The organism is Methylosinus sp., assembly GCF_036560965.1.
Classification (GTDB): domain Bacteria; phylum Pseudomonadota; class Alphaproteobacteria; order Rhizobiales; family Beijerinckiaceae; genus Methylosinus.
In genome coordinates this window covers 18260-29874 of the sequence record NZ_DATBQF010000005.1, presented here as the reverse complement: position 1 = coordinate 29874, position 11615 = coordinate 18260, and the positions used below count along the sequence as shown (strand labels likewise).

Sequence of the window (11615 nt, the reverse complement as noted above, 5' to 3'; positions counted from 1 at the left end):
CGACCTCAGCGGTCAATAATGATAGCTGCATTGCGCGACGAATAGGCTCTCGCCCTCGACCCGATAGACGAGCTTATGCTCGAGCGTGATGCGCCTGGAGTGCCAGCCGCGCAGATCGCCGCGCAAAGGCTCGGGCTTTCCCGTCCCCGCAAAGGAACAAATGAAATCCGCGATGAAAGGGCCGATGGGCTCTTGGCGAACGAATTTGAAGCCGCCGATTTCGCAGACGGCTCCAGACGATCTTTTCCGCGGAGGTCGCCTCCCGCCGAAGCTGGCGCGCGCGACGCGTCTCGATCAGCCGCAGGCCACGCATGGAACGTCTCCGCTAATCCCGCGAGGGGGGAGAGGGGGACGACTCGGCGCCGCCTGCGGGAAGCCCGCCGGAGGTCAATCCTCCATCTTCAGCGCCGCGATAAACGCCTCCTGCGGGATCTCCACGCGCCCGAACTGGCGCATCTTCTTCTTGCCTTCCTTCTGCTTCTCGAGCAGCTTGCGCTTGCGGGTGGCGTCGCCGCCGTAGCATTTCGCCGTCACATCCTTGCGGAAGGCGCGCACCGTCTCGCGGGCGATGATCTTGCCGCCGATGGCCGCCTGGATCGGCACTTGGAACATATGCGGCGGGATCAGCTCCTTGAGCTTCTCGCACATTTGCCGGCCGCGCGAATCGGCGCGCGTGCGATGCACCAGCATGGAGAGCGCGTCCACCGGCTCGGCGTTCACCAGAATGCTCATCTTCACCAGATCGCCGATGCGATAATCGGTGATGTGATAGTCGAAGCTGGCGTAGCCCTTGGAGATCGACTTCAAGCGATCGTAGAAGTCGAACACGACCTCGTTGAGCGGCAGGTCATAGACCGCCATGGCGCGCTTGCCGACATAATTGAGATCGGCCTGCACGCCGCGTCGATCCTGACAGAGCTTCAGCACGGAGCCGAGATAATCGTCCGGCGTCATGATCGTCGCCCTGATCCAAGGCTCGAGAATCTCGTCGATCTTCACCACATCCGGCATATCCGCCGGATTGTGCAGCTCGATCTCCTCGCCATTGGTCAGCTTGATCTTATAGACGACGGACGGCGCCGTCGCGATGAGGTCGAGATCGAACTCGCGGCGCAGGCGCTCTTGAATGATCTCGAGATGCAGCAGGCCCAGAAAGCCGCAGCGGAAGCCGAAGCCGAGCGCGGCCGACGTCTCCATCTCGTAGGAAAAGCTCGCGTCATTGAGGCGCAGCTTGCCGATCGCGGCGCGCAAATCCTCGAACTCCGCCGCGTCGACCGGGAACAGGCCGCAGAACACCACCGGCTGCGCCGGCTTGAAGCCCGGCAGCGGCGCGTCGCATTGCTTCTTGTCCTCGGTGATGGTGTCGCCGACGCGCGTGTCGGCGACCTGCTTGATCTGCGCGGTGATGAAGCCGACCTCGCCCGGGCCGAGCGAGGCGACGTCGAGCATCTTCGGCTTGAACACGCCGATCTTGTCGACCTCGTAATGGGCGTCGGCGCCCATCATCACGATCTTCTGGCCCTTGCGCATCCGCCCGTCGATGACGCGCACCAGCACGACCACGCCGAGATAGGCGTCGTACCAAGAGTCGACCAGCATGGCCTTGAGCGGCGCCTCCTCGTCGCCCAGCGGCGGCGGCAGGCGGGTGACGATCGCCTCCAGCACATCGGGAATGCCGATGCCGGTCTTGGCGGAAATGAGCACGGCGTCGGCGGCGTCGAGGCCGATGACGTCCTCGATCTGCTGCCGGATGCGCTCGGGCTCGGCCGCCGGCAGGTCGATCTTGTTCAGCACCGGCACGATCTCATGGCCGGCGTCGAGCGCCTGATAGACATTGGCCAGCGTCTGCGCCTCGACGCCCTGGCTGGCGTCGACGACCAGCAGCGAGCCTTCGCAGGCCTTCAGCGAGCGCGAGACCTCATAGGCGAAGTCGACATGGCCGGGCGTGTCCATGAGGTTCAGGACGTAATCCTTGCCGTCCTTCGCCTTATAGTCGAGGCGCACCGTCTGCGCCTTGATGGTGATGCCGCGCTCGCGCTCGATATCCATCGAATCGAGCACCTGCTCCACCATGTCGCGCGCGGCGACGGTCCCCGTCGCCTGGATCAGCCGGTCGGCGAGCGTGGATTTGCCGTGGTCGATATGCGCGACGATGGAGAAATTGCGGATATTGTCGATTTTGCGCGTCGTCATGGGGCCGGGGATAGCAGCGCCGGGGGGCGAAGGGAAGCGGATTTGACAGAAGCGGGTGGGCTCCGCTCCCTGCCGTCCAGCCGCGACGAATGCGCGGACGGCGCTCGCCGGAAAACCCGCCTGTGAAAACGGCGCGCGCCCCGGGGGCCGCGCGCCGCTCGAAAACCATCCGGCCGAGCGCTCAGCTCTGCTTCAACCGCGTCTCGATCTCGCTCTTCGCCTTGGCGTAGAGCTCCAGCACGCGGGGCTTGGCCCATTGATAGGCTTCGACGAGGCGCGGGGCGAGCCAGCGCAGGAAGCTCGCGGTCATCCGGCCGGCCGTCGTCGCCGCCTCGATGAAACGATCGAACCACGGCAGCGCCGCGTGACCCTCCGGGATTTTCGCCCGCGTCCAGGCCACGGCGGCGATGGTCTTCTCGCGCGCGTAATCGGCGAGCACGACGAGCGGATCGGGCGAGCCGGCGGCGGCGAGCCTCTCCTTCAGATAGCCGATCTCGGCGCTCGCATGCGCGGCGAGCGCGGCCGCCTTCTCCTTCGCGCCATGGGCGGAGGCGAGCTCCGCGCGCAAGGCGTCGAGCTCGGCGCTCAGCCGATCGCGATGCGCGGCCGCGCCGTCGCGTTCGGCGACGGCGGCGGAAACCGCCACGTCTTTTTCTTCCGCCGCGGCGGCGAGCTGCGCGCGCGCCGCGTCGAGATCCTTCGACAGAGCGCTGGCCTTGGTGATGAGCTCGATCTTGTCGGAGGCGTGACGATCGCGCTCCGCCTTGATCGCCTCGATTTGCGCGTCCAGGCTCACGGCGTCGACGCCGTTCGACGCCTCCTCGGGGACGGGGGGCTGTTCGGACAGGTTCATCTCCTACCTCTCTTCGTGGCCTAGAGACGCATCCGGCGCGAAACATAGAGAATTTTGACGATTCGGCAAAAGCAGAATCGTCTCCCTCTTTTCGCGCCCGCTCACGGCCGATCTCGTCGATCTGCGCGCGCCGAACCGCACCTAGCGCTCGACGCAATGAGATCAACCGCTTGTGAATTACACCTCGTCCGGATCGGATACGAGGCCGATCGAGGCCCGGACCGCCGCCGCGCGCTCAGCGCTCGGCGAGCAGGGGCGTGACGCCGTCCGTGTCGATATAGACGACGCCGTCCTCGATCTTGACCGGATATTCCGCCAGCCGGCTTTCCTGAGGATGGATCGGATCGCCGGTGCGCAGATCCCACGTCCAATTATGGAGGGGACAGGTCAGCACCTCCCCGTCGAAATCGGCGGTTTCCAGCGGCGCGTTGGTGTGCGGGCACACGCCCTGGAAGCCCTTGATCTCGCCGCCGAATGCCCAAGCCAGGATGATGACATGGGAATCGGCGATGACGAGCCGCATTTCGCCTTCGAAAACCGTGTCTTCCTTGCAGACCCTGGTGAACATGTCCCTAGCTCTCCGGATATCGGCCGTCGCTCCGCGGCCGCTCGCCGTTCCCCCAGCAAGAAAAGCGCCGAGCCGTCCGCCCACCGCGTTGATTTCGCCCTTTGGCGCGCCCATAGTGCCGCGGTGAGCGGAAAAGAGCCGAAATTCTGCGTCATCCAGACGACGATCGACAGCGAGGCGGGGGCCGAGCGGATCGCCCTCGCCCTTCTCGCGGCAAAGCTCGCCGCCTGCGTCCAGATCTTCCCGATCCGCAGCTTCTACGTGTGGGACGGCGAGACCCGCGCCGAGCCGGAGTTTCTGGTGCAGTCCAAGGCCCGCGCCGCCGATTACGACGCGCTCGCCGCCGCCATTCGCGCCGCACATCCTTATGAGACGCCGGAAATCCTGCGCCTCGACGTTTCCGCCGGCGACCCCGCCTATCTCGACTGGGCCGCGCGCGCCACGACGCGCGGCGACGCCGGCCGCTGAAGGGCCCCGCCCAGCTTCACGCAAGCCACGACAGGCAAAGATCGTCGCGCTGGCCGCCGCCGCGCCGCCGCGCGTCCGCCGGCTCGGGAAAGCATTGCGCGCGGAGCGGGGCCTGTCATGACGTCGATCTACTCGTCGCTCACGACCGCACAGGCCGCCCGTCTCCCGACGACCATCATGAGTCAGCTCGAGACCTCCGACATCGAGGCCTTCGACACGACACAGGTCGCCGTGCTGACGGCCACGCAGATCAACTCTCTGCAGACGACCACGCTACAGGCGCTGGTGACGACGCAAGTCGCCTCTTTGTCGAAATCGGCGCTGGCCGGGCTCGATCTCTCGCAATTCCAGGCGCTCGCCTCGAGCGACTTCGAATCCTTCACCACCACCCAGCTCGCGGCGCTCACCAGCACGGAGCTCAATGCGCTCGACGCCACCGAGATCGGCAGCCTGAGCACGACGCGTCTCCAGGCGCTGACCGCCGCGCAGATCGCCACCCTCTCGACGACCGAGCTCTCGCGCTTCACCACGACGCAGATCGCCAATCTCTCCTCGACTCAGGTGCGCGGCCTCACCGCGACCCAGCTCGACTCGCTGAGCCTCGATCAGATCATCGCGCTCCAGGTGAGCAATCTGAGCGCCGCTCAGGCGCGGATGCTGAACGAGACCGAGGTCGGCGATCTCACCACGACGCAGATCTCCTCGCTCTCGTCGACGCAGCTCGGCTCGCTGACGACGACGGCTTTCGACAGCCTGTCGCAGACGGCGATTCAAACGCTGACGACAGCGCAGCTCGCCGGCGTCGCCGCGACGCAGATCGCCGCGCTGACGACCGCCGACCTCGGCGAATTCACCACGACGCAGCTCGCCGCGCTGACCGCGACGCAGACGCACGCCCTCACGACGACGCAGCTCGCGGCGATGACCGCGACCGAGATCCAGACGCTCTCGATCGCCAATCTGTCCAATGCGCAGCTCGCCGGGCTCGGCGCCACGGCTTTCGGCAATCTCTCCGACACGCAGGTCGCGGCGCTGGCGTCGACGCAGCTCGCCGCTCTGACGACGACGACGCTCAACGGCCTTTCGACGACGCGCCTCGGCGCGCTCACCGCGACGCAATTCGCCGGCCTCTCCGCCGCGCAGATCGCCGGCCTCTCCGACACGACGCTCGCCAATCTGACGACGACGCGCCTCGTCGCATTCACGACGACGCAGACGCGCGGACTGACGGCGACGCAGCTCGCCGATCTCGCGACCACGGGGCTTCAATCTCTCGACGTCGCCGAGCTCTCGGCCGCGCAATTTTCGGCCATCGACGCGACCACTTTCGGCGATCTCTCCTCGACGCAATTCGGCGCGCTCTCCTCGACGCAGATTCGCGCGCTGACGACGACGCTGCTGAACGCCTTGCCCGCGACGCTGGTGGCGAGCCTCACGACGACGCAGGTCAATTGGCTCACCGCCGCGCAGATCGCCGGCATGACGACGACGCAGGTCGACAATCTGACGACGACGCAGCTTTCCGCGCTGGCCACGACGCAGGCGCGCGGCCTGACGACGACGCAGCTCGCCGCCATGACGACGACGGCGATCCAATCGCTCGCGATCGGCAATCTCACCGCCGCGCAAGTCGGCGCGCTCGTCTCGAGCAGCGACGGACGCTTGAGCAGCGCGCAGGTCGCCGCGCTCGCCTCGACGCAAATGTCGGCGCTCTCCACCACCTTCCTCAATCTGCTGACCACGACCGAGCTGCAGAGCCTCACGACGACGCAGGCCGCCGCTCTCGCCTCGTCGCAGATCGCCGGGCTTTCCGCCGACGCCATCGACAGGCTGACGCTGACGCAGCTTTCGGCGCTCACCTCGACGCAGGCGCGCGGGCTGACGACGACGCAGCTCGACGATATGACGACGACGGAGATTCAGGCGCTGACGATCGCGCAGCTCTCCGCCGCGCAGGTCGCCGGTCTCGGCTCGGCCGCCTTCGCCAATCTCTCCGCCGGCCAGCTCTCCGCCCTCACCTCGGCGCAGATCGCCGCATTGACGACGACGCAATTCGACGCCTTCGGCGCGACGCAGATCGCCGGCCTGACGACGACGCAGCTCGCCGGCCTCAACGCGACCGAGCTCAACTCGCTCGAGACCACGCAGATCGCGGCGCTGAGCGCAGCGCAATTTTCCGCCATGCCCACGCGCGCCTTCGCGGGGCTCGCCGACACGCAGCTCGCCGCGCTGACGACGACGCAGCTCGCGGCCTTCGCCACGACGCAGATCGCCGCCCTCGCCTCGACGGCCGTCGCCGGCCTCACCAGCGCGCAGATCGCCTCGCTCGCCACCACGCAGATCAGCGCGCTGACGGCGGCGCAGACGCGCGCGCTCGCCGATTGGCAGATCGCCACCTTGAGCACGACGCAGCTCGGCGCCTTGACCACGACCGAGACCGCCGCGCTGACCTCGACGCAGATCGCCGCGCTCACGCTCACGCAGATCGACACGCTCGCGACGACGCAGATCGCCGCGCTCTCGGCCGTGGCGATCGGCGGCTTGTGGCAGAGCCAGATCGCCGAGCTGTCGACGACGCAGCTCAACGCGATGACCTCGACGCAGGTCAAGGCGCTCGCCGACACGCAGGTCGGCGCGCTGTCGGCCGCGCAGCTCGGCGCGCTCACCTCGACGCAGGTCGCCGCGCTGTCGACGACCGGCTTCGGCGCGCTCACCTCCACCGCGGTCGCGGCTCTGACGACGACGCAGATCGGCGCAGTCGGCGCGCTGCTGACAGCCGTTCTGTCGGACGCGCAGATCGCGGCGCTGAGCACGACGCAGGTCGGCGCGCTCTCGGCCGCCGCCATGTCGGGCTTCGGCGCGGCGCAGATCGCGGCGATGACGACGACGCAGCTCACGACGCTCGTCACCACGCAGATCGCAGCGCTCGCCACGACGGCGGTCGCCTCCATGTCGACGGCCGATGTCGCCGCCCTCGCGACGACGCAGGTCTCAGCGCTCACCTCGACGCAGATGCGCGCCATGTCGGATGCGCAGATCGCCGCCTTCTCGGTCACGCAGCTCGCCGCCTTGCAGAAGTCGCAGCTCGCCGCTCTGTCGACGACCGGCGTCGGCGGATTGTCGACGAGCGATATCGCCTCGCTCACCACGACGCAGCTCGCCGCTCTCACCACCGCGCAGATGAGCGTGCTCGTCGACACGCAGCTCGCCGCCTTCACGGCGACGCAGATCGCCGCGCTCGTCGCGACGCAGATCGCGGGCCTCTCCTCCGACGCCGTCGCGAGCCTCTCGACGAGCGTCATCGGCGCGCTCGCCACCACGCAGCTGCGCGGCTTCACCAGCCTTCAGCTGAGCGCGCTGACGCTCTCGCAATTGGGCGCGCTCGCCACCACGCAGATCGCCGCCATGACGACGACCGAGCTCGCCGGCCTCACCGACGCGCAAGCGGCGGCGCTGACGACGACGCAGCTCGGCGCGCTGGCCGGCACGCAGATCGGCGCGCTCTCCACCACCGCGATCGGCGCGCTCACCGGCGCAGAGATCGCCGCGCTCAGCACGACGCAGATCGGCGCGCTGACGACGACGCAGGCCGGCGCGCTCAGCGCGACGCAGATTTCCGCCTTCGGCCTCGACCAGCTGGCGCGCTTGACCTCGACGCAGCTCTCCGGATTGTCGACCACGGCGATCGCCGGACTGACGCTCACCGAATTGCAGGCGCTGACCACGACGCAGCTGCGCGGCCTCACCGCGGCCCTCATCGGCGCGCTGACCACCACCGAGCTCGGCGCGCTCGCGACGACGCAGATCGCCGCGCTCACGACGCTCGAGCTGCAGGGACTGACACAGACGCAGGCGACGGCGCTCACCGGCGCGCAATTCGACTCGCTCGCCGCCACGCAGATCGCCGCGCTCTCCACTTCGGCCATCGGCGGGCTGACGACGACGCAAATGCAGGCGCTGAACGCGACGCAATTCGGCGCGTTGGTCGCGACGCAGATCGCGTCGCTGACCAGCTCGCAGCTCGCATCGCTGTCGACGACGCAAGTCGGCGCGCTCACAGCGACGCAGGCGCGCGGCCTGACCTCCACCGAGGTCTCGCAGCTCGATTCGACGCGGCTCGGCGCGCTCTCGACGACGGCGATCAAATATCTGACCAGCACGGCGATCGGCGGCCTCACCGCCGCGCAGATCGGGCAGCTGACGACGACGCAGCTCGCCAGCGTCGCCGCCACGCAGATCGCGGCCCTCTCCACCACCGCGATCGCGGGGCTGAGCAGCGACGAGATCGGCGCGCTGACCACGACGCAGTTCCGCAGCTTCTCCTCCACCGGAATGGCGGCGCTGACGACGACGCAGGTGCAGGCGCTCACCTCGGCGCAGATCGGCCTGCTCACCAGCACGCAGATCGGCGGCCTCGCCGCGACGCAGGTGGCGGCGCTCACCGCGACGCAGCTCGGCCTGCTGAATGCGACGCAGATCGGCGCGCTCTCGACGACGGGCGTCGGCGGCCTGACGCCGACTCAGGTCGGCGGACTCGCCACGACGCAATTTTCCGCGCTGACGGCCGCGCAGATCGCCTCCTTGTCGACGACCGGCGTCGGCGGACTGACCACGACAGAGCTCGCCGCGCTCAGCACGACGCAATTGATGAGCTTCACCTCGACCGAGATCGGCGCGCTCTCCGCCACGCAATTTTCCGCTCTCACCACCACGCAGCTGAAGACGCTCACAGCGATGGAAGTCGGCGGATTGACCTCGACGCAGGTCGCCTCGCTCGGCACGGATCGGCTCACGGTCTTGACCCCGGCGCAGATCTCCTATCTCTCCACCACCGGCGTCGCGGGTCTGAGCGAGACGCAGATCGCCGCTCTGTCGGACACGCAATCGGCGGCGCTCTCGGCGGATCAGATCGCCGCTCTGTCGCCCACCGCGGTCGCGGGCCTCAGCACGACGGAGATCGCCTCGCTCACCTCGACGCAATTCGCGAGCCTCTCGGCTTCGGCCATTGCGGCGCTCACCTCGACGCAATTCGGAAGCCTCACCTCGACGCTGATCGGACTGCTCTCGGCGACGGAGCTCGGCGGGCTGACCGCGACGCAAGCCGCCTCGCTCACCGCGACGCAGCTCTCCGCATTGAGCGAGACGCAGATCGGAGCCGTCTCCTCCGATGGAATTTCCGGACTCTCTGCCGCGCAGATCGCCAGCCTGACGACGACGCAATTCTCGGGGCTGCAAGCCACGCAATTCGCCGCGCTGACGACATCGCAGATGCAGGCTGTGACCACGACGGAAGTCGCGGCGCTGACCGATGCGCAGCTCGGCGGCCTGCTGCGCCCGCAATTGCGCGCGCTGACGACGACGCAGGTCGGCGCGCTCACCACCTCGCAGATATCCACGCTGGCGACGACGCAGGTCGTCAATCTCACCACCACCGAGCTCGGCGCGCTCTCCTCGACGCAATTCAACGCGCTGACCTCGACGCAGATCGCCGCGCTCACGACGCAGCAGCTCGCCAATCTCGACGGCTCCGTCATCTCCGCCTTCAACGCGCGCCAGCTCACCGGCCTCACGACGACGCAGGTGGGCGCGCTGACCGCCACCGCCATCGCGGCCTTGACGACGACGGAGCTGCTGGCGCTCAACGGCAATCAGATCGCCGCCTTCACCACGCAGCAGATCTCCGGCATGACCACGGAACAGCAGGCCGCGCTGGCGCAGGCGGTCTCGTGAGGCGTCGCGCCGCTCGACGGCGCGGCGGCGACATTTGACAATGATCGAGACGCGCCGCGATTCGCGCGTTCGCAAAAGGGAGCCGCTCGCGGGCCATGACCGACGAATTGAACGAGCCGCTGGGCTTGAACGAGCCGCTGGAGCCGCGCCGGGCGCCGCGCCGACGCGGACGGACATCGACGATCGTGATCGCCGCGCTGCTCGGCGGCGGCGCTCTCGCCGCGCTCGCGGCGCGCGATCCTCACGCGGGACAGCCCGTCGCCATCGCGCGCATAGAGATCGTCGAGCCGACGGCGCCGGCGAGCGCCCCGGCGGACCATGCCTCGGTCGCCGAGCAAGACAAGCGCGCCGATGAGATCGCCGACATAGAGCGCCGCTCGGGCGTGAAGGTCACGCGCGTCGGCGGCGACGCGGCGCCGGGCGCGCTCATCATCAGGCTCGACGAGCAGCATACGGCGCTGGCGCCCGCGCCCGACAAGCGGCTCGTCGAGAAGGACCGCCACGGCCTGCTGCCGAAAATCGGCGCCGATGGCGCGAAGCCGATGGAAGTCTATGCGCGCCCCGCGACGATCAGCGCGCGATTGCCCGCCGGCGCGCCGCGCATCGCGCTCGTCGTCGGCGGCGTCGGGCTCGATGCGCGGCTTTCGGCGAGCGCGATCGACGAATTGCCGGGCGCGGTGACGCTGGCGCTCGCGCCTTACGGCGCCGACACGGAAGGCGTCGCGACCAGAGCGCGCGAGCGCGGCCATGAGATTTTGCTGCAAGCGCCGATGGAGCCTTACGATTATCCGCGCGAAAATCCCGGGCCGCACACGCTGCTGACGACGCGCGGCGCCGGGCTCGACGATCTCCACTGGCTGATGAGCCGCTTTTCCGGTTATATCGGCATTGTGAATTTCCTCGGCGCGCAATTCACCGCCGACGAGACGGCGCTCATGCCCACGCTCACCGACATAGCCGGGCGCGGCCTGCTCTATCTCGACGACGGCACCTCGCCGCGCTCGCTGGTCTCGGCGCTGGCGCCGCGCGTCGCTCTGACGGCGGCGCGCGCCGATGCGGCGATCGAGGCGGGCGCTTCCGGCGAGGCGGTGGAGAAGGCCTTGACGCAGATCGAGGCGCTCGCCCGCCGCAACGGCCAGGCGATCATCGTCGCCGGCGCGCTGCCGGCCGCGATGACGCGCCTCGCGCGTTTCGCGCGCGAGCTGGAGCGCAAGGGAATAGCGCTCGTCCCGCTGAGCGCGCTCGCGTCGCGGGTCGAGGACAAAGAGGCGCGAGCCGGAAAATGGAAATGAGCGAAGCGATCTACAGACCCTGCGCCGGCGTCATGCTGCTCAACCGGCAGGGGCTCGTCTTCCTCGGCCGGCGCTTTTCCAAACGCGCCGACCAGCAAGTGATCGACCAGCAAGTGATCGATCATGAATGGCAGATGCCGCAGGGCGGCATAGACGACGGCGAGGAGCCGCTATCCGCGGCGCTGCGCGAGTTGCGCGAGGAGACGAATGTGACGAGCGTCACCGTGCTCGCGGAGGCGCAGGAATGGTACAGCTATGATCTGCCGCCCACGGCGACGAAACGCTGGAAAGGCAAATATCGCGGCCAGACGCAGAAATGGTTCGCGTTTCGCTTCGATGGCGATGAGGCGGAGATCGACATAGAGCGCCCGGACGGCGGCCGCCACGAGCCGGAGTTCGACTCCTGGCGCTGGGAGAAGGCGGCGCTGCTGCCGGAGTTGATCGTGCCGTTCAAGCGCGAGGTCTATGAGCGCGTGGTGCGGGATTTCGCGCATCTCGCCGGGAGCTGAGG

7 protein-coding genes and 2 pseudogenes are annotated in these 11615 nt (G+C 68.3%); 4 read left to right on the top strand and 5 right to left on the bottom strand.

Translation table 11 applies throughout. The annotated features are described in order from the left end of the window. Positions 1 to 12: 12 nt before the first annotated feature. From VIF40_RS00750 to VIF40_RS00730, 5 genes and pseudogenes are all read right to left on the bottom strand, one after another. Positions 13 to 153, bottom strand: a pseudogene (locus tag VIF40_RS00750) (Txe/YoeB family addiction module toxin); the annotation flags it as partial. Positions 154 to 226: 73 nt separating this feature from the next. Then, positions 227 to 313, bottom strand: a pseudogene (locus VIF40_RS21390) (hypothetical protein); the annotation flags it as partial. Between the two features lie 74 nt (positions 314 to 387). After that, positions 388 to 2193, bottom strand: a complete 1806-nt coding sequence (gene lepA / locus VIF40_RS00740) for a translation elongation factor 4 (protein WP_331935601.1) — start codon at positions 2191 to 2193, stop codon at positions 388 to 390. A 181-nt stretch (positions 2194 to 2374) separates the two neighbouring features. Further along, positions 2375 to 3046, bottom strand: a complete 672-nt coding sequence (locus VIF40_RS00735; RefSeq protein WP_331935600.1) for a hypothetical protein — start codon at positions 3044 to 3046, stop codon at positions 2375 to 2377. A gap of 235 nt (positions 3047 to 3281) precedes the next feature. Beyond that, positions 3282 to 3614, bottom strand: coding sequence for a Rieske 2Fe-2S domain-containing protein (locus VIF40_RS00730; RefSeq protein WP_331935599.1), 333 nt, complete (start codon positions 3612 to 3614; stop codon positions 3282 to 3284). A gap of 123 nt (positions 3615 to 3737) precedes the next feature. Here VIF40_RS00730 and cutA point away from each other — a divergent pair, with 123 nt between their 5' ends. The 4 genes from cutA (at position 3738) to VIF40_RS00710 (ending at position 11613) form a co-directional block, all read left to right on the top strand. Further along, positions 3738 to 4082 (top strand): divalent-cation tolerance protein CutA, encoded by a 345-nt coding sequence (gene cutA / locus VIF40_RS00725; protein ID WP_331935598.1) that lies wholly within the window; start codon positions 3738 to 3740, stop codon positions 4080 to 4082. Between the two features lie 117 nt (positions 4083 to 4199). Further along, positions 4200 to 9812 (top strand): hypothetical protein, encoded by a 5613-nt coding sequence (locus VIF40_RS00720; protein ID WP_331935597.1) that lies wholly within the window; start codon positions 4200 to 4202, stop codon positions 9810 to 9812. Positions 9813 to 9907: 95 nt separating this feature from the next. Beyond that, on the top strand, positions 9908 to 11104 hold the full coding sequence (locus tag VIF40_RS00715) for a divergent polysaccharide deacetylase family protein (protein ID WP_331935596.1): 1197 nt from the start codon (positions 9908 to 9910) through the stop codon (positions 11102 to 11104). Then, on the top strand, positions 11101 to 11613 hold the full coding sequence (locus VIF40_RS00710) for an RNA pyrophosphohydrolase (protein WP_331935595.1): 513 nt from the start codon (positions 11101 to 11103) through the stop codon (positions 11611 to 11613). The genes VIF40_RS00715 and VIF40_RS00710 overlap by 4 nt, the downstream gene beginning before the upstream one ends. Positions 11614 to 11615: the final 2 nt, after the last annotated feature.

Excerpts from the sequence above, each read along its gene's own strand:
- lepA (WP_331935601.1), bottom strand. The coding sequence starts at position 2,193 with ATGACGACGCGCAAAATCGACAATATCCGCAATTTCTCCATCGTCGCG.
- VIF40_RS00715 (WP_331935596.1), top strand. The coding sequence starts at position 9,908 with ATGACCGACGAATTGAACGAGCCGCTGGGCTTGAACGAGCCGCTGGAG.
- VIF40_RS00710 (WP_331935595.1), top strand. The coding sequence starts at position 11,101 with ATGAGCGAAGCGATCTACAGACCCTGCGCCGGCGTCATGCTGCTCAAC.
- VIF40_RS00735 (WP_331935600.1), bottom strand. The coding sequence starts at position 3,046 with ATGAACCTGTCCGAACAGCCCCCCGTCCCCGAGGAGGCGTCGAACGGC.
- VIF40_RS00730 (WP_331935599.1), bottom strand. The coding sequence starts at position 3,614 with ATGTTCACCAGGGTCTGCAAGGAAGACACGGTTTTCGAAGGCGAAATG.
- VIF40_RS00720 (WP_331935597.1), top strand. The coding sequence starts at position 4,200 with ATGACGTCGATCTACTCGTCGCTCACGACCGCACAGGCCGCCCGTCTC.